The sequence below is a fragment of the Thiemannella venezuelensis genome, assembly GCF_014203605.1.
Taxonomy (GTDB): domain Bacteria; phylum Actinomycetota; class Actinomycetes; order Streptosporangiales; family Streptosporangiaceae; genus Planomonospora_A; species Planomonospora_A venezuelensis.
Genome location: NZ_JACHJJ010000015.1, coordinates 120,662 through 146,568 on the forward strand (window position 1 = coordinate 120,662; position 25,907 = coordinate 146,568).

A 25,907-nucleotide genomic window follows, 5' to 3' on the forward strand; every position below is an offset into this window, starting at 1 on the left:
GGTGCGCGACGGCCTGCACGCCACGCCGGTTCAGGCGCCGGTGACCGGCCGGCCCGAGAGCCCGCCGGACCGCTGACATCCGCACCGGGCCCGGCCTCCCTCCGGGGCGCCTCAGAGCGGCGGGGTGAAGGCCCAGCCCCCGGCGATCAGGGCGTCGACCGCGGCGACGGCCTGCTCCAGCCGCGCGTCCGGTGACCCGGACACCACCAGATGCGGCAGGCCCCGCGCGGCCAGCTCCTCGCGGAAGCGGGAGTCCATCCGGTGCCGGACGGACTCGCCGTCGCGCCATCCGTCCTGCTCGAAGGGCACGTCCTCCACCGAGGTGTGGATCCACAGGTCGTGCCGGGCACGCGGATGCACCGTCCCCGGCGTGCCCAGATAGCGCTCGTGCCACAGCGCGGTGGCGAACGCGTCGGTGTCGCACACGAGCAGGGGGGAGCCGGCGCGGGCGGCGGCGTCCTCCCAGAGCAGCTGCCGCTCGGCGATCACCGTGAACTCCGCGGACTCCCACTCCAGGTCGTCGAGCCAGGGCTCCGGCAGGCCGGCGGCCTTGGCGCGGCGCCGGGCCAGGGCGAGCTTCTCCTCGCAGTACGTCCTGCCGTACTCGGGCACCCACCGGGTCTGCGCCCACGGCCCGCCCCTGGCGGCGTAGCGGGCGGCCAGGTCCCTGGCCAGGGTCGTGGTTCCGCTGGACTCCGCTCCGACGACGACCACCCGGCGGGCCAGGTGGGCGCGGACCGCCGGGGAGAGCCACCGCCAGCACGCGACCGGGTGGTCGCGGACCATCGTCCCGCTCACGGGGAACCGCTCCCGGTCCGCGTCGACGCCGACGTGGGCGGCGCCGAACCGGCGGGCCAGCTCCGGGCCGTACTCCTCGGAGGAGAAGACGGCGTCGACCGCGGGGACCTCGCCGTGCGCGAGGGCGAGCGCGTGCCGGAACACCTCGACGTGCGCCGTCCAGATCTCCGGATCGTCGTAGTCGATCTCGACGTCGTCGACCACGGGGGCGATCGTCACCCCGGCCTGCGGGTGGGCCTCCCGGAGCCAGGCGGCGCGCAGCGCCAGCGGGACGCTCTCCGCGGTCGAGGCGGCGACCACCACGCTCAGCCGGGCGCACCGCGCCGCCGCGGTGTCGATCAGATGGTGGTGGCCCGCGTGCGGAGGGTAGAACTTGCCGACCACCAGGCCGTGGGCGAAGTCCGCGCTCATGCCGCCACCGGGACCGGCCGCGCGGTGAGCTCCCTGCGCCAGGCCAGCAGGCCCGAGACGCAGAGCACGAGGAAGACGACGTAGAGGGCGCTGGTGAGGTAGAGGCCCTTGTACGCGTAGAGCGGTATGTAGACCAGGTCGGCCGCGATCCACAGCCACCACGACTCCACCAGCTTGCGGGTCTGCCCGTAGGTGGCCATCAGGGAGAGGGCGGTGGTCAGGGCGTCCCAGAAGGGCACCGTCGAGTCGGTCCAGGCGGTGAGGGCGAGGGTGAGCGCCGCCGCGGCGGCGGCGCCGGCGCCGGCCAGGACCGCCCACTCGGCGCGCCCGGTCGCGCGGACCGTCAGCCGGGTCCGGCCCGCGCCGCCGTACCGCCACTGCCACCACCCGTACAGGCCGAGCACGACGTAGACGATCTGCAGGGCCGAGTCGGCGTAGAGCCCGACGGCCAGGAAGACCAGCCCGAGCAGGGTCACGTTGACGACGCCGATCGGCCAGTTCCAGATGTTCTGCCGGGCCACCAGCCAGACGGTGAGGATGCCGGTGGCGAAGCCGAGGAGCTCGGCCCAGCTGGTGGGGGCTCCCGCGATGGTGAAGGCGGGCCGGAGGAGGGGGCCGAGGAATTCAGCGAGTGTCACGAGCTCTCCTTATCGTCCCGATGACGATAAGGGATTTCCGGGCAGAACGGAACCGGCATCGACGGCATCCGGCGGACGGGAGGCGGGCCGGCAGGGCCGCGGCGCGATCGGTACCCGGGGCTCCGGCGCCGTCAGCGGCGGAAGCGGACCAGGTCGCCGGGGCGGAGCTGGGCGACCGCCGCGAGGTCGGCGGCGGCGAGGACGGCGACCACCGGATAGCCGCCGGTCGGAGGGTGGTCGGCGAGGAACACGATCGGCTGCCCGTCCGGCGGCACCTGCAGGGCCCCGGCGACCATGCCCTCGCTCGGCAGCTCCCCGTTCCTGGCCCGCTCCAGCGCCGGCCCGCGCAGCCGCACGCCGACCCGGTTGCTGTCCTGGCTCACCTCGTACGGCCCGGCGCACAGGGCCTCCAGAGCCCCCGGGGCGAACCAGTCGTCCCGGGGACCGGGAAGGATCCGCAGCACGGGGGGGCCGGCGGGGCGGGGCGGGGCGGCGTCCACGGTGATCGGCGGCAGGGCGCGGGTCCGGCCCACGGGCAGGACGTCGCCGGGGGCGAGCGGGGCGGGTCCGAGGCCCGAGAGCGAGTCCGCCGAGCGGCTGCCCAGGACCGGTGGGACGTCCACGCCGCCCCGGACCGCCAGATAGGTCCGCAGCCCGGTCGCCGGCGTCCCCACCCGCATCCGGCCGCCGGCCGGGACCCAGAACGGCGCGCACATCCCCGCCCGGGGATCCCGGCCGTCGCCCGGCGCGGGAGCGGGGACGAGCAGTTCGACGGGGCACGGAGCGCCCGCGAGCGCGACCCACGCCCCGGCGGAGAACCGCAGACCGCACCCGCCGAACGTCAGCTCGATCCCCGCCGCGCCCTCCGGGTTGCCCACCAGGCGGTTGGCCAGCCGCAGGCTCGGCGCGTCGGCGGCGCCCGAGCGGGGCACACCGAGATGGCCGTACCCGGGGCGGCCCAGATCCTGCACGGTGGCGTACGGCCCCGGCGCGAGCACCTCGATCATGCGGCCGCCGCGCACGGGGGAGCGGCCGCCCGGCGGACCGCGGGACACCCGGCGGGAACCGGGCGGGCACGGGGGCCCGCGGCGGGGCGGGCGATCATCCGGCGACCGCCCGGAAGCGCACCCGCGTGCCCGGGGCCAGCACGGCCGGCGGATCGGCCGCCGCGTCCCACACCGGCAGCGGCGAGCGGCCCAGCAGCCGCCAGCCGCCCGGTGAGGCCGAGGGGTAGACCGCGGAGTACGGCCCGGCGATCGCCACCGCCCCGGCGGGCACCGAGGTCCGGGGGGTGGCCAGCCGCGGCACGTGCAGCACCGGGTCCAGCCCGGTGAGGTAGGCGAAGCCCGGGGCGAACCCCAGCCAGCCCGCCACCAGCTCGCGGCCGGTGTGCCGGTCGACGACCTCCTGCGCGGTCAGCCCGGTCAGCGCGGCCACCTCGGCGAGGTCGGCGCCGTCGTAGACCACCGGGACCGTCACGGTCCGCTCCGGCGCGGCGGCCTCCGCGCCGGGGGCGCGCGCCGCAGCGGCCAGGGCGGACAGCCGGGCGCGGATCCCGGCCGGATCCGCGCCCGGCGCGACGACCAGCACGGTGGCCGGACCGGGAACGATCTCCGTCACCCCGGCGGGCCGGTCGGCCCGCAGCAGCGCGTCCAGCCGGTGCGAGACCTCCAGCGTCCCGGTCTCCACCAGGAGCCCGTGCTCCCCGGCCCGCCGGATCACGGCCGTCTCTCCGGCCGGACCGCCGCCGACACCCCCCGGGGTCACGCGAAGGCCCTGACGGTCACCCCGGCCGCGGCGAGACCGTCCCGGACGGCCCGCGCCAGCCGTACGGCCCCCGGGGTGTCGCCGTGCACGCAGATCGAGCGGGCCTCCAGCGGGACCTGGGAGCCGTCGGCGGCGGTCACGACCCGGGCGGTCGCCATGCGCACGGCCCGGGTCGCGACGGCGTCCGGGTCGTGGATCACCGCGCCGGCCTCGCGCCGGGGGACCAGCGTCCCGGCGGGGGTGTAGGCGCGGTCGGCGAAGGCCTCGGTGACGGTGGCGACCCCGTGGCGGGCGGCGACCCCGTGGACGGCCGAGCCCGGCAGGGTGAGCACCGGCAGGCTCCGGTCGTAGCCGGCCACGGCGGCCACGACCGCCTCGGCCTGCCCGGGGTCGCGGCAGATCCGGTTGTAGAGGGCGCCGTGCGGCTTGACGTAGGAGACCCGCCCGCCCATCGCCCTGGCGATGCCGTCCACCGCCGCCAGCTGGTAGAGCACCTCGGCGCACAGCTCCTCGGGGTCCACCTCCATCTCGCGGCGGCCGAACCCGGCCAGGTCCCGGTAGGAGACCTGGGCGCCGATGCGCACGCCCCGGTCGACCGCGGCCGCGCAGGTCCGGCGGATCGTGGCGGGGTCGCCCGCGTGGAAGCCGCAGGCGACGTTGGCGCTGGTCACCACGTCGAGCAGGGCCTCGTCGTCACCCAGCCGCCAGATGCCGAAACCCTCCCCGAGGTCGGCGTTGAGGTCGATCTCCCTGTCGGTCATCGGGGCCTCACCTACAGCGGAGGTTCGTCGGGGATGTCGGCGATGTCGTCGAGGGCGGTGGCGAGCTCCTCCGGATCGTCGCCGATCCGCTCGGCGATCTCGATCAGCACGTGCAGCACCTCGTGCCGGTCGTGGCCGAGGTCCAGCAGCCGCTGCGCGGCCTCCCACAGCTGCGGCGGGTCGCCCTCCCACAGGCGGGTGGCGATCTCCTCGTGCCAGGCCAGGTGCTCGTCGTAGTCGAACCGGTCGCGGTCGTCGCCGTGGTCGATCTCGAGCAGGGTCCGGCGGTCGGTCTCGTCGGCCGGGTTGAGCAGGTCCAGCTTGATCTCGCCGTGCACGCCCTGCAGGAAGGGGAAGGCGAAGACCCGCCGGGCCAGCGCCGACAGGTCGCCGTCCGGCAGCAGCCGCTCCACGAGGTCGCGGTCGAGGCCGAAGGTCGTCGGGTCGCGGTAGTTCTCGGCGAACTTGGCGGTCGCCTCCCAGATCCCGTCGAGCGTGGCCCGCAGGCCCTCGTCCGCCAGCCCGGTGCGGCGCGCGGCGAAGCGGGCCCAGGCGGACAGGGCGTACGGCATCGCCTCCTGCTCGGCCGGGCTCAGCATCACCTTGCGCGGCAGCCAGTCGAGCAGGAACGTCTCGCACTTGGTCGGGCTGACCCGCAGGGGCCGGCCGAAGTCCTGGTCGCAGCCGTAGTCGATGATGTGGTCGGCGCACCGGGAGGCCGCCGACGGGTCCGACAACTGCTCGGCCGCCTCCGAGGAGAGGAACTCCGCGCCCAGCATCGCCCGGCGGTCGCGGCTGTAGGGGGCCTCGCTGTGCAGGGGGGCCGGGCGCTTGCGGCCGGGCGGCAGCGCCTTGAGCCGGGAGCGGGCGAAGGCGTGGTAGGTGCTGTAGCTCTCGCTGACCGGGGCGGTCGTCTTGCGGTCGCCGTACTCCGCCGTGGCCTTCATGGCCGACTCGAGCAGAGCCCTGGCCTGCTGCGGCTCGATCTCCTCGAACCGGAGCATCGCGTTGGCCTCGGCCTCCGCCCGCGCCCGGTCCAGCAGCCTGTCCACGTGCGAGGAGACCCACGCGTCGCGGGCGATGCCGCGCATGTTGTAGTCGACGACCACGACCAGCGCGTGCCGGTCCTCGCCGCTGTCGGCGCCCCGGTAGCCGAAGGTGCACACCACGGTGTCCTGGTCGCCGTAGGCGTCTCTGGAGACGTAGCAGCCGGTCGGTTTGACCACGCCCAGCCGGTCGGCCCAGCGGGGCCGGGCCACTCCGCGCTCGATGAGCGCCAGCGCCGCGCCCTCGGCCTTGGCCGCCTGCCGGGCGGTGCCGAGGTAGGCCAGCGCGATCAGCAGGGTCAGCGCCGCGGGGGAACCCGCCTTGGCCGCGTAGTCGACCAGCCCCTCGCCGAGGACCTGTTCGGCGTCCCCGCGCCGGAGCCGCCGCCCCCACCAGGCGCCGACCATGTCGGAGACCATGAGCTCGGCGTCCAGAGGGCTGCGGACGGCAAGCAGCTCGCGGGCGGCCAGCAGCATCTCGGAGAACACCTCGTCGGGTGCCTGGCTCTCCCGGGGGTCCCTGCGGTGTCGGCGGCTCAAGCGGTTTCCTCCACCGGCCGCGTGACTGTCACCCGCGGATCTTAGCCGGTCTCCGCGGGTGTTCTCCGTGCTTCCCGGGGCGGGGACCGCCCTGCGACGCCACATCGGGGTGATCGCCCGCTCCGGCCCGGCCCTCGCCGTCACACGCGATCGGAGGCAATCCTAGCCCGAGAGCCCGTCCCCACGGATGAATCCGGGGATTCCGGCTCCCGGCGGGACGGGATTTCCGCGGACGCCCCGCGTTACCGGAGGCCCCGGGGCGGCGGGGCGGAGTTGACGATGGCGAGGAGGTGCTCACGGGCGACGCGTTCGATCACTTCGGGCGTGGCCTCGACGCCGAGGTGCTCGGTGCAGGCGCGGACGTCGGCCACGCACCTGTCCACGGTGTCGAGGGGGACGGTGAGGAACTCCGCGGCCAGGCGGGTGCTCACGGGCTCGGGGAGCGTCGTCGTGCCGGTGGTGGAACGGGTGGCGAGAGCGGGCATGGATGTCACATTCCTCCGGGTTACCGGGGACATCCCCCGGATGGGCGGCGGGGACGTGCGTTTTCATTCCATAACGTATCGCGCCCGTGTCAAGCCTCCGGTGGGTGAGAGGGAAAGCGGACCCCTGCCTTGACGGCCCACGGCCCAGAGAAGGTAAACGGGTGTCCTCGAAGGGGAAGCCAAACCTGACCGGAGTCAGTAGTCTGATCTTACTCGGGGCGTTGATCGAGGTGAGGTGAACGGTTGTCGGGACGGTCCCGCGCGATCCTGCTAGTGTCCTGGCCGCGAGCGCTCGAGGGCGCTGGTGACGCATCCGCTCTCATGCCGCGGTCCGGCGCGTTACCGTGGGCATCCCGGCCCTCGGCCAGGGGGTCCATCGCATCGTGGGCGGGACTTCCGTCCGTAGGTGCCCATCGCCGATGATGTAGTGCGGGATCCGGTCCCACGGATCCGCGCTACGCCGATTCGCAAGTTTGGAGATGTGCCTCGTGGGAGACCCTGGCACGCGACGGAGGTGCCGACCATGAGCGCCGAAACCTCCGTGCCCCGTCCCCGGGAGTCGGATGTGGACATCTCAGACGCCGGCCTGCTGCAGGGCCTGCTGTCCCAGTCGCCGTTCGCCTTCGCGTTCTTCGACCCCGCCGGTCGCTTCCAGCGGGTGGACGAGGTCTTCGCGGGTGTGGTGGGCCTGCCCGCCGAGCGGCTGATCGGCCGCGCTCCGGGCGAGCTGCTCTCCGCCGACCTGACCGCGCTGATCGAGGGCTCGGTCCGCGGCGTCGCGGAGGGCGCCGAGGTCGAGGCCGGTCAGCGCGTCCGGGTCCGTACGGCCGGCGGGGAGACCCGCCACTGGTCCCTGACCTTCTCCCCGGTCCACGACGACAAGGGCGTGCTCCGCGCGGTCTGCCTGGTGGGCGTCGACGTCACCGAGAGCAGGCAGATCGAGGAGGACCTGCGGCGCAGCGAGGAGCGCTACCGCTCACTCGTGGAGGCGCAGTCGCAGCTCGTGTGGATCACCGCCCCCAACGGGGGGATCCTGGAGGACGCGCCGCAGTGGCGGGCCATCACCGGCCAGGGGCTGGAAGACTACCTCGCCTACGGCTGGCTGGAGGCCGTCCACCCCGAGGACCGCGCCTACACCGAGGAGGCGTGGCGGGAGGCGCTGCGCGGGCAGACCATGTTCGAGTGGAACTACCGCGTCCGCACCCGGGCCAGCGGCTACCGCCACTTCGAGGTGCGGGCCGTGCCGATCATCCGGCACGGCAAGGTGGTCGAGTGGGTCGGCGCGAACACCGACGTCACCCCGCAGCGCGAGGCGGAGGAGATGCGCGGCCGGCTGACCGACCAGCTCGGCGCCGCGGCCCTGCGCACGGCGCGGCTGCAGGGGGCCACGGCGATCCTCGCCGAGGCGCTCACGGTGGAGCAGGTCGTCCAGGTCATCATCGACGTGGGCCGTACGGCGCTGGCCGCCGACCGCTCGGCGGTGGCGCTGCTCGACGCGGACCGGGCCGCCCTGAAGCTGGTCAACGGCGGCGGCATCCCGGACGTCCCCGGCGCGCCGGGGGAGGAGATCCCGCTCTCGCACTCCAGCGTCATGACCATGGCGGTCAACAGCCGCCGCCCGGTCTTCGCCGAGTCGCCCGAGAGCCTGCGCTCCCAGCTCGTGGACGCGGGGGGCGACGAGGAGGTCATCAACGGATTCCTCGCCCACAGCGACGAGCGGGCGTGGGTGGGCCTGCCGCTGCTGGCCGCGGGCCGCGCCCTGGGCGCGCTGCGGTTCTCCTTCACCCGCCCCCAGAAGATCTCCCAGGAGGACGGCGTCTTCCTGGAGGCCCTCGCCGGGCAGTGCGCGCTCGCCGTCGAGCGGGCGACCCTGTTCGAGCGGGAGCACCGCACCGCCGAGACGCTCCAGCGCAGCCTGCTGCCGGACCGCCTGCCGGTGGTGCGCGGCCTGACGCTCGCCCAGCGCTTCCGCTCCGGAAGCCGCCACGTCCAGGTGGGCGGCGACTGGTACGACGCGTTCGTCCTGCAGGACGGCCGGGTGGCGGCGGTGGTCGGCGACGTCATGGGCAAGGGCGTCAAAGCCGCGGCCGGGATGGGCCGCATCCGCAACGCGATGCGGGCGCTGGCCCTGACCAACCCGCCGCCCGCGGCCGTCCTCACCGGCCTGGACCGGGTCTTCGAGGCGACCGAGGAGGAGGAGCAGGTCACCACTCTCGCCTACATGGTGGTCGAGCCGGGGACCGGAGAGGGCACGCTGGCGCTGGCCGGTCACCCGCCGCCCCTGCTGGTCACGCCGCAGGGCGTGCCGGTGCTGTGCGAGGGGGAGCCCGGTACCCCGCTCGGCTGGCCGGCGAGCCGGCGGCAGTTCCGGTTCTGCGTCCCGCCCGGTCACACCGCCGTCCTGTACTCCGACGGCCTCGTGGAGAACCGCAAGCGCGGACTGGACGCCGGACTTGCCGAACTTTGTTCTGTTGTGACGGAGGCGCCCCCGGAGGTCGTGGGAAGTCCGCATATGCTGCTGGATTTCCTGGTGGATCGGATGCTGGCAGGGTATGAGCAGGATGATGACGTCACGGTGCTTGCAATTCATGTTCCTCCGGCGACGAAGAGTGACTGAATGAAACAGTCATAAGGGTTGCTTTCGGGTATCGGTGCCCTGCTTCCGTACGCACTACTGTCTTCGTCGGCCTAGGGTGGAGGGCAACCGCCAGGAGGCGGCCGTATGAATCTCGGTGCCGTGCCAGAATGTTGTGCAGGTGCGTCGCGGTTCCGCGGCCTCGCTGACCACAACTAGAGGCATCCGCCCCTAGCGGGCATCTGAGTCCATTCTCGTCTCGCTTCCCTTCGAGAGGTGTTCGTGTCGCCTGCAAGTTCGACTCGCTCGAAGCCATCCGAGCTGAACGAGCCCGTCATTCAGCAGCTGATGGAGCGGGGGCGCTCGCAGGGGTTCCTCGATCCGGAGGATGTCCGCAAGGCCGTCGAGGAAGCGGACATTCCGATGGCGCAGGCCGCCGGGATCCTGCGCACCCTCAGCAAAGAGGGCATCACGGTGCGGCTGACCGCTGAGGACTCCGCGGCTCCCAAGAAGTCCAAGCCCCAGGCCAAGCGCCGGACCCCCGCGGTTCCCGCCGCTCCGGTCAGGAAGACCAAGACCGCCGCCGCGGCGGCCAAGGAGCAGCCGGAGACCGTCACCGCGGTCGTCGGCGGCTCCGAGCCCGCGCCCGCGGCCAAGAAGCCGGCCGCCCCGGCGAAGAAGGCCGCTCCGGCGGCCAAGAAGCCGGCCCCCGGCCCCGTCAAGGGCACGGGCCCCCAGGCGCCCGCGCCCAAGGCCGACCCGAAGCCGAAGGCGGTCGACGCCGAGGACGAGGAGGAGATCGACCTCGACGACGTCGAGCTCGAGGACTTCGACCTGGAGGCGGAGACCGAGGAGGTCGAAGTCGAGGTCGAGGCGGAGGCGGAGACCGAGGCCGAGGAGGAGCCCAAGGCCGAGGCCGAGGCCGTCGTCGCGCAGAGCGACGACGAGGTCCTGATCCTCTCCGACGACGACGACGACGCCCCCGTGGCGCAGGTCGCCGCCGCCGGTGCCACCGCCGACCCGGTCAAGGACTACCTCAAGCAGATCGGCAAGGTCCCCCTGCTCAACGCCGAGCAGGAGGTCGAGCTCGCCAAGCGCATCGAGGCCGGCCTGTTCGCCGAGGAGCAGCTCGGCACCGACGGCGAGAAGCTGCCGGTGGACGTCCGCGCCGAGCTGGAGTGGATCGCCGAGGACGGCCGCCGTGCCAAGAACCACCTGCTGGAGGCCAACCTCCGCCTGGTGGTCTCGCTGGCCAAGCGCTACACCGGCCGCGGCATGCTCTTCCTGGACCTGATCCAGGAGGGCAACCTGGGCCTGATCCGCGCGGTCGAGAAGTTCGACTACACCAAGGGCTACAAGTTCTCCACCTACGCCACCTGGTGGATCCGGCAGGCGATCACCCGGGCCATGGCCGACCAGGCGCGGACCATCCGCATCCCGGTCCACATGGTCGAAGTGATCAACAAGCTGGCCCGTGTCCAGCGGCAGATGCTGCAGGACCTCGGTCGCGAGCCCACTCCCGAGGAGCTGGCCCGCGAGCTCGACATGACCCCCGAGAAGGTCATCGAGGTCCAGAAGTACGGCCGCGAGCCGATCTCCCTGCACACCCCGCTGGGCGAGGAGGGCGACAGCGAGTTCGGCGACCTCATCGAGGACTCCGAGGCGATCGTCCCCGCGGACGCGGTCAGCTTCACGCTCCTGCAGGAGCAGCTGCACTCCGTGCTGGACACGCTGTCCGAGCGCGAGGCGGGCGTGGTCTCCATGCGGTTCGGCCTCACCGACGGCCAGCCGAAGACCCTGGACGAGATCGGCAAGGTCTACGGGGTGACGCGCGAGCGCATCCGCCAGATCGAGTCGAAGACCATGTCCAAGCTCCGCCACCCGTCCCGGTCCCAGGTCCTGCGCGACTACCTGGACTAGGACCGCATCGGCGGACTCCGAGCGGCAGGGCCCCTGCCGGTCGGACTCCGCCGGTAGGATTCGGCCGACGAGCGGCCCGCGCCCACCCGGCGCGGGCCGCTCGCGTCGTCCTTCGCCCGCGGCGTGAGAGGCGGGCCCGGAGCCCGCCCCGCGGTGCCCGGAGCCCGCGAGGGCGGCCGGTCAGATCAGGACGTCGAGGGTCCAGGACCGGCTGCCGGCCGGGGCCGGGCCGAGGACGACGGTGTGGCCCAGTTCGTCGAGCACCTTGACCAGCTCGTCCGGGGACTGCGGATCGGCGTCGCCCGTCAGCAGGGAGCGGGCGATCACGCCCCGCGTCGCCTTGGCCATGTGGCTGACGACCTTGCCGTCCTTGAGGACCCGCACCGTGACCGCCCGCCCGCCCGGACGCCAGGCCGTCGCGTAGGTGCTGGAGCGCAGGTCCACGACCAGGCCCGGCTCCGCGTCGAGGAGCGGGGTGATCGAGCGGCGCCAGAAGGCGCCCAGCCCGCCGAGCGGCGGCAGGTTGACGCCCATGGACAGCCGGTACGGCGGGATCCTGTCGGTGGTCCTGATCAGCCCCCAGAGTCCGGAGAAGATCAGCAGGCTCCGCTCCGCCCGGGCGGAGGCCTCCGGCGGGAGGGAACCCAGGCCGAGGTTGTCGTAGAGCACCCCGGTGTAGAGCTCGGCGGCCGTCAGCGTGGGTGCGGTCCGCAGCTCCCGGTTCTTGCCGATCTCGCCGAGCAGGCCGTCCGAGAGTCCGAGCACGTCGCGGGCCCGCGGGCCCGCGCACAGCGCGATCAACGCGTCCAGGACGGCCTGCCGGGGCAGGGAGGGGAAACTCAGGGCGGACAGGTCGAGAGCGGGGCCGTCGCCCGCTCCGGCCTTGCCCTCGGACGGAGGCAGCAGGATCAGCACGGTCTCCGAGCATAGGCGCTGTTCGCCGGGCTCTCCGCCCGGGAGCCCCGGCCGCCGGCGGAGCGCCGGACGCCCCCTAGAATCTCCTGCCATGATCACTGAGGTGTTCGACAGGCTCGTCGATCAGGCCTGGCCCGCGCTCGACCGGGTCGAGTCCGGCGGGTGGACGTTCCGTACGGCGGGCGGGGTGAGCAAACGGGCCAACTCCGTGCTGCCGCTGGGAGAGCGGGCGGACCTGGAGGCGGCCGTGGCCGGGGCGGAACGGTTCTACGCCGGGAGGGGGCTGCCGTGCGTGTTCTCCGTGGGCGGCGGTGCGAGCCCCGGTCTGGACGCGCTGCTGGAGGCCCGCGGCTACCGGGTGGTGGATCCGACGCTGGTGATGACCATGCCGCTGGCGCAGGCCGTACCGGGGGGCCCGTACCCGTGCACCGGAGAGGGCGCGGGCGGCGCCGGAGGGCACGGAGGGGGCCGGCCGCCGGGGCCGGAGGTCCGGCTCGCGCAGGCGCCCGCGTGTGACTGGCTGGACGTCTGGTGGAGCGTGGACGGAAGGCCGGGGGGAGACGTGGAGACGGCCGGCCGGATCCTCACCGGAGTGCCTGCCGTCTACGCCTCGCTCACAGGAGCGGGGGGAGAGGAGGCGGTGGGTCGGGGCGTCGTGCAGGGGGAGTGGTTCGGGGTCTACTGCATGGCCACGCTGCCGCACGCCCGGCGGCGCGGTCACGCGGGACGCCTGCTGAACGCCCTGCTCTCACACGGACGAGAACAGGGCGCGGAGCAGGCGTATCTGCTCGTGGTGGAGGCCAACACCGGAGCCCGGTCGCTCTACGAGCGGCTGGGTTTCACGGTGGCGGGCCGATATCACTATCGGGCCCGCTGAGCCCTCTACCGTTCGTCGTTGGGCGCGATCGAGGGAGTGGCGCTGAGGCGCGCCGACTCGTCCTGGATGTCGGCGCCCTTGTCGCGGAGCACTGCCACGTGCTGCCGCCCGTGGTGGGCGCAGAACAGCAGCTCCCCACCGACGGGAAGGGTCGCGCGGATATAGGCCTGGGCGCCACACCGGTCACAGCGGTCCGTGGCGGTCAGCGGCTTGGCGGGGGCGAGAGCTCCAGTCACGTATCGCCTTTCGGGTCATCCCCGGGGTTGGGGGGATCTGGCGTCAGTCACTTGAGACAACATCTAACCCGATGCGGACGTTCCCAACCGACCTGCGGCTACGCCGAGAGCGGAATATATCCGAGAGTGATGGGGATCACGCTTGAAGTAACACGGTCGGCGACCGGATGGCAAGCTAGGACGCGCCGCAGCGGGAAGGACGGTAGGCTGCGCACACGTGTTCGAGCGCAGAGGGAGTGGGCGTGACCGCAGTTAGCACGGAGACGGGTTATACGGCCCGTCATCTGTCGGTGCTGGAAGGCCTGGAGGCCGTCCGCAAGCGCCCGGGCATGTACATCGGGTCCACCGACAGCCGCGGTCTCATGCACTGCCTGTGGGAGATCGTGGACAACGGCGTCGACGAGGCCCTGGCGGGCCACTGCGACCGCATCGAGGTCGAGCTGCACGCCGACGGCTCGGTCGAGGTTCGCGACAACGGCCGCGGCATCCCCGTCGACATCGAGCCGAAGACCGGCCTGGCCGGGGTCGAGCTCGTCTACACCAAGCTCCACGCGGGCGGGAAGTTCGGCGGCGGCTCCTACGCCGCCTCCGGCGGCCTGCACGGCGTCGGCGCCTCCGTGGTCAACGCGCTCTCCTCCCGGCTGGACGTCGAGGTCGACCGCGACGGCCGGATCCACGAGATCAGCTTCCGCAGGGGCGTCCCGGGCGTCTTCGACGGCGACGGGCCCACCGCCAAGTTCAAGAAGAAGTCCGGGCTGCGCGACGGCGGCCCGCTCGCCGGCAAGGGCAAGGGCACCGGCACCCGCGTGCGCTTCTGGGCCGACCGCCAGATCTTCCTGCCCGAGGCCGAGGTCTCCCTGGACGAGATCCACGTCCGCCTCCGCCAGACCGCGTTCCTGGTCCCCGGCCTCACCCTGACCGTGCGCGACAGCCGGGGCGAGGAGCCCACCGAGGAGGAGTTCCGCTTCGACGGCGGCATCTCCGAGTTCACCGACTTCCTCGCCCGCGACGAGGCCGTCTGCGAGGTGCTGCGCCTGCAGGGCGTCGGCCACTTCCACGAGACCGTGCCGATCCTGGACGACCTGGGTCACATGCACCCCACCGAGGTCCAGCGCGAGCTCACCGTGGACGTCGCCATGCGGTGGGGCAAGGGCTACGACGCCACCGTGCGCTCCTTCGTCAACGTGATCGCCACTCCCAAGGGCGGCACCCACGTCAACGGCTTCGAGCGGGCCCTGGTCCGCACGGTCAACGAGCAGTTGCGCGAGATCCGCCTGCTCAAGAGCGGTGACGCCCCGGTCACCCGCGAGGACATCTTCGAGGGCCTCACCGCCGTGGTGACCGTCCGGGTGCCAGAACCGCAGTTCGAGGGCCAGACCAAGGAGGTCCTCGGCACCTCGGCCGCCAGCAGGATCGTCTCCCACGTCGTCTCCCGCGAGCTCAAGGAGCTGTTCACCAACCCGTCGCGCACGCTCAAGCCGCAGCTGCGCGCGGCCCTGGAGAAGATCGTCACAGCGGCGCGGGCCCGCATCGCCGCCCGCGAGCACCGCGACAACCAGCGGCGCAAGACCGCGCTGGAGAACTCCGCGCTCCCCGCCAAGCTGGTCGACTGCCGCAGCGACGACGTCGACCGCAGCGAACTGTTCATCGTCGAGGGCGACTCGGCCCTGGGCACCGCACGCGCGGCCCGCGACTCGGAGTTCCAGGCGCTGCTCCCGATCCGGGGCAAGATCCTGAACGTGCAGAAGGCCTCCGTCGCCGACATGCTGAAGAACGCCGAGTGCGCCGCGATCATCCAGGTCATCGGGGCGGGTTCGGGCCGCACGTTCGACATCGAGGCCGCCCGCTACGGCAAGATCATCCTGATGGCCGACGCGGACGTCGACGGCGCGCACATCCGGTGCCTGCTGCTCACCCTGTTCCACCGCTACATGCGGCCGCTGGTCGAGGCCGGACGGGTCTTCGCCGCGGTCCCGCCGCTGCACCGGATCGAGATCACCAACCCGGGCCGGGGCAAGGAGAAGTACGTCTACTGCTACTCCGACGCCGAGCTCCACCGCGTCCTGGCCGACTTGGAGCGGCGCGGCAAGCGGTGGAAGGACCCGGTCCAGCGCTACAAGGGCCTGGGCGAGATGGACGCCGACCAGCTGGCCGAGACGACCATGGAGCCGCGCCACCGGACTCTGCGCCGGGTCCGGATCGAGGACGTCGAGCAGGCCGAGCGGATCTTCGACCTCCTCATGGGCAGCGACGTGGCCCCGCGCCGCGAGTTCATCGTGGGCAGCGCGGCCGAGGTCGACCGCGACCACATCGACGCCTGAGCCGGCCTGACCGCTTCGGGACCCGAGACGCGCCCGGTGCGCCCCCGGCGGCGGGAGCGCACCGGGCGCGTCCGGTCGAGGGTCACAGGTCGACGGGCATGAGCTTTCCGGTCCGCACGTCGTAGATGGCGCCGCCGATGGCCAGGTCCTGCGGGAGGAACGGGCTGCTCTTGATCCGGATCAGGTCGTGGCGGAGCGCGGCGTCCTGGTCGGGGACGGTGTGGAACTCCAGGCTCCGGGTGTCCACCCCGTGCCCGGCGGCGAGCTGGTGCACGTCCTCGTCGGTGGCCTTCGCCATGCCGCAGTCGGTGTGCGGCATGACCAGCACCCGGTTCACCCCCAGCAGGTAGACCGCCAGGACGAGCGTGCGCAGCACGTCGTCGGTCACCCGGGCGCCGGCGTTGCGCAGGATCTTGGCGTCCCCGGGCTTCAGGCCGAACACCCCCAGCGGGTCGATCCGGGAGTCCATGCACGTGACCACGGCAAGCCCGCGTGCGGCCTTGCCGGTCAGCTCCGAGCCGGCGAACGCGGCGGAGAACTCCTCGTTGGCGGCCAGCAGGTCGTCGAAGGCACTCACGTAATCCACCCCTCGGTCAGCGAAATCATCGGATCAATGATCCCCCATGCCCGTTTCGTGAATATTTCCGGGGGGCCACAGGGGGCCAACTTCCGGAAGATCGCGCGATCATCATTGACTATAGGTAATGATGCCGTAACGCAAGGTGAATCGCTTTTTTGGAGAGAAGTAGATGAGCAGGACCGAATCGCTGGCCGGCTATCTGCGTGACCAGGCCAGAAGGAAGCTGGACCGGGTGGAGATCCGGGACAGGGGACGCAACGCCCGCTCGGCGCTCGCTCTGCTGGATGCGACGGTCTACGTCGAGTCGTTGGCCGAGGACGACCCGTTCCTGGAGATCCTCGGGGAGGCCGGCTGCTTCGGCCCCCAGGGGTTCGGTGAGTTCCGGCCCGGGGAGGAGATCGCCAGGATCATCCGCTTCTGGGAGTCCGGCGAGCCCGGGCGGTTGCTCGCCGAGATCACGTCCGCCCTGCAGGGTTCGCCCGTCTGACCGGTCCGGCGGTCCCCTCCGGCCGGGATCGGGCCGGCGGTCATCGCGACGGTGCGGGCCGGTGGCTTCCCGGATCCGCCCGCCCGGGTCGGTGCCGTGCCCGTGCATGCTCCGGCGCCATCCGGTCAGAAGTCTTCCGTCGAACCGGCAGATACACCATCGTATGGTCTTCAGTGGTGTCTTAGATGGGAGGAACCATGGGAATCGCCCGGATGCGATCCGTCGTCATCGACTGTCCCGATCCCAGGCGTCTGGCCGACTTCTACAGCGCTCTGCTCGGGTGGGAGGTCACCAGCGTCGAGGACGACTGGGTGGTGGTCACCGACGGCAGGCCGGGACGGCTCTGCTTCCAGAAGGCCGCCGACCACCGGCCGCCGGACTGGCCCGACCCCGACCGTCCCCAGCAGTTCCACCTCGACGTGACCGTGGACGACATGGACAAGGCCGAGGCGGAGGTGCTCGCGATCGGCGCGGTCAAGCACGCCCACCAGCCGAGCGAGGACGACTCCTTCCGGGTCTTCCTCGACCCCGCCGGACACCCGTTCTGTCTCTGCGTGCCCTGAGAGGCGTCGCCGGGCACGCAGAAGACGGCGGGCCCGGCTTCGTCCCGGTGGCGGGCCTCCCGTCCCGGAAGGCCCGCAGCGGGCCTTCCGGGACGGGACCGCCGGCAGCGCAGGGCCCCCGGGCCGGGGAGCGCGTCAGTCTTCGGCGCTCTCGGCCCGCGGAGCCCCTCCGGCGCCGGGAGCGTGAACGGTCGTGCCCAGGGCGCCGCCCACCGCCGCCACCGTGTGGGTGAGGCGGACACCGGAGCCGTCCCGGCGGCCGAGCTCCTCGGGGAGCGGGACGGGCTTGCCGGTGGCGGAGACGGCGCGGGCCGGGCCGGGGCCCGCCCAGGCGAGGAGCAGCACGTCCTCGCCCTTGAGGAACCGCTGGGCGCGGACGCCGCCGGTGGCGCGGCCCTTGGCGGGATACTCGGCGAAGTCGGAGATCTTCGCCCCGCCGACCTGGGTGCCGGGCAGGGCGGTGGAGGATCCGGCGATGGTCACGACCCTGGACTCCAGCGCGGGGTCCAGGGCGCCGAACCAGATGACGCTCGCCGTGCCGTCCAGCCGGATGCCCGCCATGCCGCCCGCCGGGCGGCCCTGGGGCCGGACGGCGGAGGCGGGATAGCGCAGGAGCTGCGCGTCGGAGGTGATGAAGACCAGGTCATGGTCCTCGGAGGCCAGCTCCGCGGCGCCCACCACGGTGTCGCCGTCCTTGAGCCCGATCACCTCGAAGTCGTCGCGGTTGGCCGGGTAGTCGGGCACGACCCGCTTGACCACGCCCTGCGCGGTGCCCAGTGCCAGGCCGGGCCCGTCCGGGTCGAGGGAGCCGATGCCCACGACCGTCTCACCCGGGTTCAGGGTGACGTATTCGGAGACGGGATGACCGCCCGACAGCGACGGCGGGTTGGCCGACGGCGGCAGCGTCGGCAGGTCGACCACCTGGACCCGGATCATCCGGCCCTGGCTGGTGACCACGCCGACCTCGCCCCGCACCGTGCTGTTGACGACCGAGACCAGCACGTCGTGGGCCGATCGGTCGCCCTCGCCCGCCAGCGGGGAGGCGTCGGCCGTACGGGCCAGCAGGCCGGTGGAGGAGAACAGGACCAGGCACGGGTCGTCGGCGACCACCAGTTCTTCCGGCGCCGCCGCCTTCCTTGCGGCGCCGGAGGACTCCAGCAGGACCGTGCGGCGCGGGGTGCCGTAGGTCTTGGCGACCTGGGCCAGCTCGTCGGAGACGACCTTGCGCAGCCGGGTCTCCGAGGACAGGATCTCGCTCAGCTCGGCGATCTCGTCCTGCAGGGTCTGCTTCTCCCGGTCGAGTTCGAGCTTGTCGTACCGGGTCAGGCGGCGCAGCGGGGTGTCGAGGATGTAGGTGGCCTGGATCTGGGAGAGCTCGAAGACCTCGGTCAGGCGCTCGCGGGCCTGGCCCGAGTCGTCCGAGGAGCGGATGACCTGGATGACCTCGTCGATGTTGAGCAGGGCGATGACGAGGCCGTCGACGAGGTGGAGGCGCTCCTCGCGCTTGCGGCGGCGGTGCGCCGAGCGGCGGCGGACCACGTCGAGACGGTGGTCCACGTAGACCTGGAGCAGCTCGCGCAGGCCGAGCGTGCGCGGCTCGCCGTCGACCAGCGCCACGTTGTTGATGCCGAAGCTCTCCTCCATCGGCGTCAGCCGGTAGAGCTCCTCCAGCACGGCCTCGGGGATGAAACCGTTCTTGATCTCGATGACCAGCCGCAGGCCCCGGTGCCGGTCGCTGAGGTCCTTCAGGTCGGAGATGCCCTGCAGCTTCTTGGCGGTGACCAGCTCACGGATCTTGGTGACCACCCGCTCGGGGCCGACGTTGAACGGCAGCTCGGTGACGATGATGCCCTTGCGCCTGGGGCTGACCTGCTCGATCGTGCACCTGGCGCGCATCCGGAAGGTGCCCCGGCCGCGTGCGTAGGCGTCGCGGACGCCGTCCAGCCCGGTGATCGTGCCGCCGGTGGGCAGGTCGGGACCCGGGACGAACCGCATCAGGTCCTCGAGCGTGGCGTCGGGCTTCTTGATCAGGTGCCGGGCGGCGGCGACCACCTCGACGAGGTTGTGCGGCGCCATGTTCGTCGCCATGCCGACCGCGATGCCGGTGGCCCCGTTGACCAGCAGGTTCGGGATGGCCGACGGCATGACCGTGGGCTCGCTCTCCTGGCCGTCGTAGTTGGGCTTGAAGTCGACGGTGTCCTCGTCGATCGACTGCACCATCGCCATGGCCGAGGCGGCCAGGCGGGCCTCGGTGTAGCGCATCGCGGCGGGCAGGTCGTCGGGGGAGCCGAAGTTGCCGTGCCCGTCGACCACCGGCAGCCGCATCGAGAACGGCTGCGCCATGCGGACCAGCGCGTCGTAGATGGCGGTGTCGCCGTGCGGGTGGAGCTTGCCCATGACGTCGCCGACGACCCGTGACGACTTGACGTGCCCGCGGTCGGGCCGCAGGCCCATCTCGCTCATCGAGTAGAGGATGCGGCGCTGGACGGGCTTGAGGCCGTCGCGGGCGTCGGGCAGCGCCCGCTGGTAGATCACCGAGTATGCGTACTCGAGGAAGCTGGTTCGCATCTCCGCGGAGACGTCGATGTCGACGATCCGCTCCTCGAAGTCTTCGTCAGGCGGGGGTGTGGTCGTCCGTCGGGCCATGTCGAACATTCTGCCGAAGGGCGGGGGGTGCCCGCGACGTCAACGCGGCGGACGGGGCGTTATGGAGGGATATGAGGCGCCGTGCGGGAGGCCGCCGTGCGGACGGGGCCCGCGTGGGCCCCTGCCCGGCGGCCTCGTCGTCGCAGGCGGGTACGGGTCCTCGCGGCGCGGACGGGTACGGAGTCCGCTGTCACGTGGGCGCCTGTCACGGTCGGTCGCGGGGGCCGGCCCCGGGCCAGGGGCCGGGGGTGGCGCCCTCGTCCTCGTCGCCGGGCTCGTTGAGCCTCGTGTCGTAGATCCGGAATCCCCGCGCCTGGTAGGCGGCCAGCGCCACCGGGCCGTCGAGGGAGCAGGTGTGCAGCCACACCCGGCGGGTCGGCTCGCGGTCGGGGTGGCGCTCGGCCAGATCCCAGGCGCGGGCCGTGCAGAACTCCAGCAGGCGCCCGCCCGCGCCCTTGCCGATGGCCCAGTGCACGAGCCCGAAGGAGGCCACCTCGACCGTCCCGCCGTCCTGCGGGACCAGCTCGGTGTATCCGGCCGGGGTGCCGCGGTGGTAGGCGACCCAGGTCTCCACCCCCCGGCCCAGCCACTCGTCCCACTGCCGCCAGGTCCACGGCAGCCGGCCGGTCCACTGCCAGTCTCCGCCGACGGCGGTGTAGAGGAAGCGGTTGAACTCGGGGGAGCGGACCTCGGAGCGGACGATGTCCAGCTCGATCGCGGGAGGCTTGGCCGCAAGCAGGTCGGAGGGCGAGGTCTGTTCGAGATACCAGGTGGTGACGTCCATAGTGAGGCTCATGTAACCATGCTCGGGACGGCCCGCCGCAGCCGCAGGTGATCAATCACTAATATCCCGCCATGTCTATTCATCGAATGAAGACGTTGGCCGCGGCGCTGTGCCTGGCGGGGACACTGACGGGCTGCGGCGCGGGCGACGCGGTCGCAGAGCTGTTCGCGGATCCGGCGGTGATCACGGAGGACGCGCCGTTCAGGGGGTCGCCCTCGGAGAAGTTCGCCGACGGCGCCGCGGGCATCGTGATCCCCGAGGCCGGGGCCGTGGCGGGCTTCTCCGCCGAGGACGTCCGCTCCGCCCTCGAGATCAGCAGCCGCATGCTGCAGGCCGCCTATCTCGACAGGAAGACGCTGCTCGGCGGGGAGCCGGACGCCTACGCGAAGGTGCTCGACCCCGAGCAGCGTAAGTCCTTCCTGGAGGACCTCGACCACAAGAGCCTGGAGAAGAACACCCGGGCCTGGGTCGTCAGCTTCGCGCCGGGCACGACCGAGCTGGTCGGCGATGTCGTCAAGGTGCAGGCGAAGCTGAGCCCCGGGGCGGGCAAGGATGAGAACGGCGACCCGGAGCTGCGGGTCGACTACGAGGCGCGCTTCGTCTACGCGGTCCGCCCCGCGGGCAAGGCGGCGCCCATCGTCCGGGTGATGGCCTACGGCAAGGGGCGCCACCTGTTCTGGCGGGACGAGCCCAAGGGCAGGCTCCGCAACTGGGAGGGCGATTCGGTCGATTCGTGGAACGCGGGAACACTGTGCAACTCTCCCGACGCCTTCCTGAGGCCCGACTTCGCCGGAGAAGGGGGCGGATCCGGCCCGGTGGACGACGCCTACGGCGGCAAGTCCGCCCCGGTGAAGGAGGGGGAGTGCGGGTCGGTCGAGGAGATCTGACGGGAGCCTCCGCACTCCGGGCGTACGGCTCCCGCCCCGCTTCCGGTGGGATGCGGAGGTTCCCGGCGGGAGACCCGGTGCCCGCGGCCCCCGCCCGCCGGGTCTCCGCATCCGAACCGGGTCCTGGAGTGACCTACGTCACTCTCTTCCGTAAGGCGGTTCGGGCATATGCTTGACCAAGCGGTTGCTTGATTGGCGCGGTCGGGCACCGCTGCGGCTGAACGGGCCGGGGCGGGCCCCCGCCCCCGGGACCGGCGTGCGGACACCGACACAGGAGCGTCAAGATGATCGAGTTCAAGCAGGTGACCAGGCACATCGGCGCCGAGGTGAGCGGCGTCGACCTGCGCAAGCCGCTCTCGGAAGGCGAGGCCGAGGAGATCCGGCGGGGCTGGCTGGAGCACAAGGTGCTCTTCTTCCGCGACCAGCACATCACCGACGAGGAGCACATCCGCTTCGCCGAGAACTTCGGCACGATCAACCACCCGGCCTTCAAGAAGGACAGCGGCACCCCCATCCACGTCCTCGACCAGACCGACCCCAAGGGCGAGGGCGGCGACGAGTGGCACAGCGACAACACCTTCGAGCCGATCCCGCCCATGGGCTCGCTGCTGCGCTGCGTCCAGCTCCCCAGCGTCGGCGGCGACACCCTCTGGGCCAACGCCTGCATGGCCTACGAGACGCTCTCCCCGGCCATCCAGCGGCTCTGCGAGGAGCTCACCGCCGTCCACGACATCACGGCCTCGATGAAGAAGGCCATCTCCAAGGGCCACGACTTCGACCTGGCCGAGATCCAGGCCAAGTGGCCGCCGATCGAGCGGCCCGTCGTGCGCGTGCACGCCGAGACCGGCCGCAAGGCGCTGTTCGTCAACCGGGCCTCCACCACCCGGCTCGTGCAGCTGTCCGACCGGGAGAACGAGGCGCTGCTGCCGTACCTGATCGACCACATCCGCTCCCCCGAGTACCAGGTCCGGCTCAACTGGCGCCCCGGCACCCTGGCCTTCTGGGACAACCGCAGCACCCAGCACTACGCCGTGGCCGACTACACCGAGCGCCGCCGCATGCACCGGGTCACCATCAACGCCTTCCCCGAGCACCTGGACCCCGAGTACCGGAGCAGCTGAAATCCGGCGGCCGGGCGAAACGGTCACCGGGACCTGATAGCAATGACCGGTGGACGAAGAGCTGATGCTGCGGGAAGAGGCCGAGGAGCGGCTGCGCGCGCTCGCCGGCGAGCACGCCCGGCTGCGCGACGACCAGTGGTCGGCGATCAAGGCGCTGGTCATGGACCGGCGCCGGGTCCTCGTCGTGCAACGCACCGGGTGGGGGAAGTCGGCGGTCTACTTCATCGCCACCGCGCTCCTGCGCGAGCTGGGCGAGGGGCCGACCGTCATCGTCTCGCCGCTGCTCGCCCTGATGCGCAACCAGATCGCCGCCGCCGAGCGGGCCGGCATCCACGCGGTCACCGTCAACTCGGCCAACCCCGAGGAGTGGGAGCAGATCTACGGGCAGGTCGCCGACGGCCTGGTCGACGTGCTGCTGGTCAGCCCCGAGCGGCTCAACAACCCCGACTTCCGCGACCAGGTCCTGCCCGCGCTGGCCGAGAGCGCGGGCCTGGTCGTGGTGGACGAGGCGCACTGCATCTCCGACTGGGGCCACGACTTCCGCCCCGACTACCGGCGGCTGCGCACGCTGTTCGAGGACCTCCCGGAGGGCGTGCCGGTCCTGGCCGCCACCGCGACCGCCAACGCCCGCGTCACCCGCGACGTCGCCGAGCAACTCGGCGAGGAGACGCTCGTCCTGCGCGGGGCCCTGGAGCGCGAGAGCCTCCACCTGAGCGTGGTACGGCTGCGCGGCGCCGAACAACGCCTGGCCTGGCTCGCCCAGACCCTGCACGAGCTGCCCGGCTCCGGAATCGTCTACACCCTCACCGTGGCCGCCGCCCAGGAGATCGCCGCCTACCTGCGCGAGCAGGAGCACGAGGTGGCCGCCTACTCCGGCCAGACCGAGCAGGCCGAGCGGCTGGCCGCCGAGCAGGCCCTGCTCGACAACAAGATCAAGGCGCTGGTCGCCACCTCCGCGCTGGGCATGGGCTTCGACAAGCCCGACCTCGGCTTCGTCGTGCACGTCGGCGCCCCGCAGTCGCCGGTCGCCTACTACCAGCAGGTCGGCCGGGCCGGGCGCGGGGTGGAACGGGCCGAGGTGATCCTGCTGCCCGGCGCCGAGGACCGCGAGATCTGGGCCTACTTCGCCTCGCTGGCCTTCCCGCCCGAGCCGGTCGTCCGCACCGTGCTGGCCGCGCTCACCGAGGGCGGGGTGATGTCCACCGCGGCCCTGGAGAACCGCGTCGACCTCAGCCGCACCCGTCTGGAGACCATGCTCAAGGTCCTCGACGTGGACGGCGCGGTCCGCCGGGTCAGGGGCGGGTGGGAGGCCACCGGCGAGGAGTGGGCCTACGACGCCGACCGCTACGCCCGGGTCGCCGCCGAGCGGGAGGCCGAGCAGAAGGCCATGCTCGACTACCTCGACACCCCCGGCTGCCGCGAGGAGTTCCTCCGCCGCCGTCTGGACGACGACTCCGCCGCGCCCTGCGGGCGCTGCGACAACTGCACCGGCGTGCACCGCTCGCCCGAGGTCGGGGCGGAGGCCGTGCAGCGCGCGGCCGCGAGCCTGCAGCGGCCGGGTGTGGAGATCGAGCCGCGGCGGCAGTGGCCGACCGGGCTGAGCGACCTCAAGGGCCGGATCAAGCCCGAGCTGGGCGCCGAGTCCGGCCGGGCGCTGGGCCGCCTCACCGACATCGGCTGGGGCAACCGCCTGCGCGGCCTGCTCGCCGAGGGCGCCCCCGACGGGCCGGTCCCCGACGACGTGTTCGCCGCCGTGGTCGCGGTGCTGTCGTCGTGGGAGTGGGCCGAGCGCCCGGTCGCCGTGGTCGCGGCGCCCTCGGCCACCCGGCCGCAGCTCGTCCGGAGCCTGGCCGAGCGGCTGGCCCAGATCGGCCGTCTGTCCTACCTGGGTGATCTGGGCTACCGTGCGGGACCGCCCGGCCGGCAGTTCAACAGCGCCCAGCGGGTCCAGGCCGTCCGGGCCACCCTCGCGCTGCCGTCGGCCCTGGGCCCGGCGGTCGCCGCGGCGGGCGGCCCGGTCCTGCTCGTCGACGACCGGGTCGACACCGGCTGGACGATGACCCTGGGCGCCGCCATGCTCCGCCACGCCGGGGCGCCCGCCGTGCTCCCCCTGGCCCTGGCGGTGACGAGCTGACCACCCCCAGGCCGAGCCGCTGATAGGAGCGTGACCGGCGGGGTAGGCGGGCGGTATGAGCGACACCGAACGTGACGACAGCTGGGTGCCGGACCCCGATGCCCCCGCCGACCAGCGGATGGAGGACACCGTCGGCAGCGCGGGCTCGCCGCTGGAGACGTCCTACCCGGACGCTTCTATGCAGATTCAATCTACATAGATGGGAATCGAAATGGCGCGTGGTTTCGTCGGACGTGAGAGCGAACTCGATCTCCTGCGCAAGCGGTTGGACCGGGTCGCCGCGTCGGGGGCGGGGAGGCCGCCGGCGCCGGTCCGTCAGCTACGGGTCTGCGCGTGCTCGTCCTTCCCCGGAGCCAGCCAGCTCGCGGTCAGCTCGCGCAGGCCCTCGCACCAGCGGGTGCGTTCCTGCCCGGCGGCGACCGCGTCGGCCGCGGCGTGCAGCGCCGCGAACAGCAGCTCGGCCGCGACGTCCGGGTCCACCGGTCGCAGCGCGCCTTCCTCGGCGCCGCGGCGGATGATGCGGGCGAGCAGCGTGGTGGCCGAGCGCTTGTCGTCGACGGGGCTCAGGGCTGCGGAGGAGTGGAAGACCGCCTGGTGGAGCTTGCCGCAGTCGACCGTGAAGCTGACGAAGCGGTCGATCTCCGCCTCCAGGACCGCCCACCAGTCCTGGGGGGTTCCGGCGCTCAGCCGGTCCCGCAGTGGGGCGCCGTAGTCGTCCATCAGCCGGTCGCGCACCGCGGCCAGCATGTCCTCCCAGGATGGGAAGTAGACGTAGAACGTGCCCTTGGCCGTACCCGCCGCGGCCGTGACCGCCGCGGCGCGGTTGACGGGTTCGCCGTGCTCCCGCAGCACGCGGATCGCGGCGTCGATCAACTCGGTGCGCCGCTCGTCCGGCGAGAGCCTGCGGCGGGTACGGGGTTCGCTCACATCGGCCGAGATTAGAGCATCGCCTGCTTCACCCCCTCCGGAAGGCCGTAGATCTGGAACACGTAGCCGTCGGGGTCCCGGACGAACGCCGAGGGGATGCCGGGCGGGATCGTCTCACGGTTGACCAGCTCGGCGCCGGCGTCGAGCACCTGCTCCAGGGCAGTGTCGAACCGCCCGATGTCGGCGACCTCGAAGCCGAAGTGGTCGATGCCGCCGATCTTCCCGACCCGCTCCCGGTCGGCCTCGAACTCGACGGGAACGGACTCCTCGCTCACCGTGAACATGTCCCCGCCTCCCGGCGTGACCATGATGATCATCTTGCCGTCGAACTTGTCGACCACCCGGCGCATCTCCAGCGCCTGGCCATAGAAAGCCGCGGCCCGCTCGGCGTCGCTCACCCGCAGGTGAAGGTGGCGCACTCCGGAGAACATGGACATGTGAAGATCCTTTCCTTGTGTGGACCGGCCACTAATGACCTCAGGTCAATA

General features: G+C 72.5%; 24 protein-coding genes. 10 read left to right on the forward strand and 14 right to left on the reverse strand.

The genetic code is table 11. The features are described from left to right. Positions 1-111: 111 nt before the first annotated feature. The 7 genes from FHS22_RS21890 to FHS22_RS21920 form a co-directional block, all read right to left on the reverse strand. A complete protein-coding gene (locus tag FHS22_RS21890; protein ID WP_184944313.1) occupies positions 112-1,209 on the reverse strand; it encodes an AAA family ATPase in 1,098 nt (365 codons plus the stop codon). Next, positions 1,206-1,847 (reverse strand): nicotinamide riboside transporter PnuC, encoded by a 642-nt coding sequence (pnuC, locus tag FHS22_RS21895; RefSeq protein ID WP_184944315.1) that lies wholly within the window; start codon positions 1,845-1,847, stop codon positions 1,206-1,208. The genes FHS22_RS21890 and pnuC overlap by 4 nt, the downstream gene beginning before the upstream one ends. 131 nt (positions 1,848-1,978) lie before the next feature. After that, on the reverse strand, positions 1,979-2,854 hold the full coding sequence (locus FHS22_RS21900) for a 5-oxoprolinase subunit C family protein (RefSeq protein WP_184944317.1): 876 nt from the start codon (positions 2,852-2,854) through the stop codon (positions 1,979-1,981). A 94-nt stretch (positions 2,855-2,948) separates the two neighbouring features. Further along, complete coding sequence (locus FHS22_RS21905; RefSeq protein ID WP_184944320.1) at positions 2,949-3,569, reverse strand: carboxyltransferase domain-containing protein; 621 nt, start codon at positions 3,567-3,569, stop codon at positions 2,949-2,951. A 41-nt stretch (positions 3,570-3,610) separates the two neighbouring features. After that, entirely contained in the window at positions 3,611-4,375 is a 765-nt protein-coding gene (locus FHS22_RS21910; RefSeq protein ID WP_184944323.1) for a LamB/YcsF family protein, read from the reverse strand. An 11-nt stretch (positions 4,376-4,386) separates the two neighbouring features. After that, the gene (locus tag FHS22_RS21915) at positions 4,387-5,961 is read right to left on the reverse strand and encodes a hypothetical protein (protein ID WP_420829987.1); all 1,575 of its coding nucleotides are present in this window, start codon (positions 5,959-5,961) and stop codon (positions 4,387-4,389) included. A 242-nt stretch (positions 5,962-6,203) separates the two neighbouring features. Then, positions 6,204-6,446: a hypothetical protein gene (locus FHS22_RS21920; RefSeq protein WP_184944325.1), complete on the reverse strand. Its 243-nt coding sequence runs from the start codon at positions 6,444-6,446 to the stop codon at positions 6,204-6,206. A 523-nt stretch (positions 6,447-6,969) separates the two neighbouring features. Between FHS22_RS21920 and FHS22_RS21925 the strand changes: the two genes are divergently transcribed. Beyond that, positions 6,970-9,063 carry a SpoIIE family protein phosphatase gene (locus FHS22_RS21925; protein ID WP_184944327.1) on the forward strand — a complete coding sequence of 698 codons (2,094 nt, stop codon included), beginning with the start codon at positions 6,970-6,972 and terminating at the stop codon, positions 9,061-9,063. Between the two features lie 240 nt (positions 9,064-9,303). Continuing rightward, positions 9,304-10,941, forward strand: coding sequence for an RNA polymerase sigma factor (locus tag FHS22_RS21930; protein ID WP_184944328.1), 1,638 nt, complete (start codon positions 9,304-9,306; stop codon positions 10,939-10,941). A 180-nt stretch (positions 10,942-11,121) separates the two neighbouring features. Here FHS22_RS21930 and FHS22_RS21935 read toward each other — a convergent pair whose 3' ends face one another. Beyond that, positions 11,122-11,856 (reverse strand): YaaA family protein, encoded by a 735-nt coding sequence (locus tag FHS22_RS21935; RefSeq protein WP_184944330.1) that lies wholly within the window; start codon positions 11,854-11,856, stop codon positions 11,122-11,124. A 91-nt stretch (positions 11,857-11,947) separates the two neighbouring features. Here FHS22_RS21935 and FHS22_RS21940 point away from each other — a divergent pair, with 91 nt between their 5' ends. After that, positions 11,948-12,733, forward strand: a complete 786-nt coding sequence (locus tag FHS22_RS21940) for a GNAT family N-acetyltransferase (protein ID WP_184944332.1) — start codon at positions 11,948-11,950, stop codon at positions 12,731-12,733. Positions 12,734-12,738: 5 nt separating this feature from the next. Here FHS22_RS21940 and FHS22_RS21945 read toward each other — a convergent pair whose 3' ends face one another. Next, a complete protein-coding gene (locus FHS22_RS21945) occupies positions 12,739-12,969 on the reverse strand; it encodes a DUF7455 domain-containing protein (protein ID WP_184944334.1) in 231 nt (76 codons plus the stop codon). Between the two features lie 242 nt (positions 12,970-13,211). On the opposite strand from FHS22_RS21945, the gene FHS22_RS21950 reads away from it, so the two are divergent. Further along, positions 13,212-15,290, forward strand: a complete 2,079-nt coding sequence (locus FHS22_RS21950) for a DNA gyrase/topoisomerase IV subunit B (RefSeq protein ID WP_184944336.1) — start codon at positions 13,212-13,214, stop codon at positions 15,288-15,290. A gap of 82 nt (positions 15,291-15,372) precedes the next feature. On the opposite strand, the gene FHS22_RS21955 is transcribed toward FHS22_RS21950, so the two are convergent. Then, entirely contained in the window at positions 15,373-15,867 is a 495-nt protein-coding gene (locus FHS22_RS21955; protein WP_184944337.1) for a carbonic anhydrase, read from the reverse strand. Between the two features lie 172 nt (positions 15,868-16,039). On the opposite strand from FHS22_RS21955, the gene FHS22_RS21960 reads away from it, so the two are divergent. Together FHS22_RS21960 and FHS22_RS21965 are read left to right on the forward strand one after the other, a co-directional pair. Beyond that, a complete protein-coding gene (locus FHS22_RS21960; RefSeq protein WP_184944339.1) occupies positions 16,040-16,357 on the forward strand; it encodes a hypothetical protein in 318 nt (105 codons plus the stop codon). A gap of 197 nt (positions 16,358-16,554) precedes the next feature. Beyond that, on the forward strand, positions 16,555-16,920 hold the full coding sequence (locus FHS22_RS21965) for a VOC family protein (protein WP_184944341.1): 366 nt from the start codon (positions 16,555-16,557) through the stop codon (positions 16,918-16,920). 135 nt (positions 16,921-17,055) lie between these two features. Here FHS22_RS21965 and FHS22_RS21970 read toward each other — a convergent pair whose 3' ends face one another. Together FHS22_RS21970 and FHS22_RS21975 are read right to left on the reverse strand one after the other, a co-directional pair. After that, positions 17,056-19,566 (reverse strand): DNA gyrase/topoisomerase IV subunit A, encoded by a 2,511-nt coding sequence (locus tag FHS22_RS21970; protein WP_184944343.1) that lies wholly within the window; start codon positions 19,564-19,566, stop codon positions 17,056-17,058. 205 nt (positions 19,567-19,771) lie between these two features. Next, positions 19,772-20,362 carry a GNAT family N-acetyltransferase gene (locus tag FHS22_RS21975; protein ID WP_260408162.1) on the reverse strand — a complete coding sequence of 197 codons (591 nt, stop codon included), beginning with the start codon at positions 20,360-20,362 and terminating at the stop codon, positions 19,772-19,774. 74 nt (positions 20,363-20,436) lie between these two features. Here FHS22_RS21975 and FHS22_RS21980 point away from each other — a divergent pair, with 74 nt between their 5' ends. The 4 genes from FHS22_RS21980 to FHS22_RS21995 all read left to right on the forward strand — a co-directional run bounded on the left by FHS22_RS21980 (position 20,437) and on the right by FHS22_RS21995 (position 24,691). Next, on the forward strand, positions 20,437-21,237 hold the full coding sequence (locus tag FHS22_RS21980) for an immunoglobulin domain-containing protein (RefSeq protein WP_221473941.1): 801 nt from the start codon (positions 20,437-20,439) through the stop codon (positions 21,235-21,237). Between the two features lie 284 nt (positions 21,238-21,521). After that, complete coding sequence (locus FHS22_RS21985; RefSeq protein ID WP_184944346.1) at positions 21,522-22,358, forward strand: TauD/TfdA dioxygenase family protein; 837 nt, start codon at positions 21,522-21,524, stop codon at positions 22,356-22,358. 64 nt (positions 22,359-22,422) lie between these two features. Further along, a complete protein-coding gene (locus FHS22_RS21990) occupies positions 22,423-24,492 on the forward strand; it encodes a RecQ family ATP-dependent DNA helicase (RefSeq protein ID WP_184944462.1) in 2,070 nt (689 codons plus the stop codon). 55 nt (positions 24,493-24,547) lie between these two features. After that, positions 24,548-24,691 carry a hypothetical protein gene (locus FHS22_RS21995; RefSeq protein WP_184944348.1) on the forward strand — a complete coding sequence of 48 codons (144 nt, stop codon included), beginning with the start codon at positions 24,548-24,550 and terminating at the stop codon, positions 24,689-24,691. A gap of 116 nt (positions 24,692-24,807) precedes the next feature. Here the strand turns inward: FHS22_RS21995 and FHS22_RS22000 are convergent, their stop codons facing one another. Both FHS22_RS22000 and FHS22_RS22005 read right to left on the reverse strand, forming a co-directional pair. Beyond that, the gene (locus FHS22_RS22000) at positions 24,808-25,419 is read right to left on the reverse strand and encodes a TetR/AcrR family transcriptional regulator (protein WP_184944349.1); all 612 of its coding nucleotides are present in this window, start codon (positions 25,417-25,419) and stop codon (positions 24,808-24,810) included. An 11-nt stretch (positions 25,420-25,430) separates the two neighbouring features. Further along, complete coding sequence (locus tag FHS22_RS22005; protein ID WP_184944351.1) at positions 25,431-25,856, reverse strand: VOC family protein; 426 nt, start codon at positions 25,854-25,856, stop codon at positions 25,431-25,433. Between the last annotated feature and the right edge of the window lie 51 nt (positions 25,857-25,907).

Bases quoted from the DNA above. Each gene is read 5' to 3' on its own strand.
- FHS22_RS21890 (WP_184944313.1), bottom strand. From the start codon at position 1,209: ATGAGCGCGGACTTCGCCCACGGCCTGGTGGTCGGCAAGTTCTACCCT.
- FHS22_RS21900 (WP_184944317.1), bottom strand. From the start codon at position 2,854: ATGATCGAGGTGCTCGCGCCGGGGCCGTACGCCACCGTGCAGGATCTG.
- FHS22_RS21910 (WP_184944323.1), bottom strand. From the start codon at position 4,375: ATGACCGACAGGGAGATCGACCTCAACGCCGACCTCGGGGAGGGTTTC.
- FHS22_RS21920 (WP_184944325.1), bottom strand. From the start codon at position 6,446: ATGCCCGCTCTCGCCACCCGTTCCACCACCGGCACGACGACGCTCCCC.
- FHS22_RS21925 (WP_184944327.1), top strand. From the start codon at position 6,970: ATGAGCGCCGAAACCTCCGTGCCCCGTCCCCGGGAGTCGGATGTGGAC.
- FHS22_RS21940 (WP_184944332.1), top strand. From the start codon at position 11,948: ATGATCACTGAGGTGTTCGACAGGCTCGTCGATCAGGCCTGGCCCGCG.
- FHS22_RS21960 (WP_184944339.1), top strand. From the start codon at position 16,040: ATGAGCAGGACCGAATCGCTGGCCGGCTATCTGCGTGACCAGGCCAGA.
- FHS22_RS21965 (WP_184944341.1), top strand. From the start codon at position 16,555: ATGGGAATCGCCCGGATGCGATCCGTCGTCATCGACTGTCCCGATCCC.
- FHS22_RS21970 (WP_184944343.1), bottom strand. From the start codon at position 19,566: ATGGCCCGACGGACGACCACACCCCCGCCTGACGAAGACTTCGAGGAG.
- FHS22_RS21975 (WP_260408162.1), bottom strand. From the start codon at position 20,362: ATGAGCCTCACTATGGACGTCACCACCTGGTATCTCGAACAGACCTCG.
- FHS22_RS21980 (WP_221473941.1), top strand. From the start codon at position 20,437: ATGAAGACGTTGGCCGCGGCGCTGTGCCTGGCGGGGACACTGACGGGC.
- FHS22_RS21985 (WP_184944346.1), top strand. From the start codon at position 21,522: ATGATCGAGTTCAAGCAGGTGACCAGGCACATCGGCGCCGAGGTGAGC.
- FHS22_RS21990 (WP_184944462.1), top strand. From the start codon at position 22,423: ATGCTGCGGGAAGAGGCCGAGGAGCGGCTGCGCGCGCTCGCCGGCGAG.
- FHS22_RS21995 (WP_184944348.1), top strand. From the start codon at position 24,548: ATGAGCGACACCGAACGTGACGACAGCTGGGTGCCGGACCCCGATGCC.
- FHS22_RS22005 (WP_184944351.1), bottom strand. From the start codon at position 25,856: ATGTCCATGTTCTCCGGAGTGCGCCACCTTCACCTGCGGGTGAGCGAC.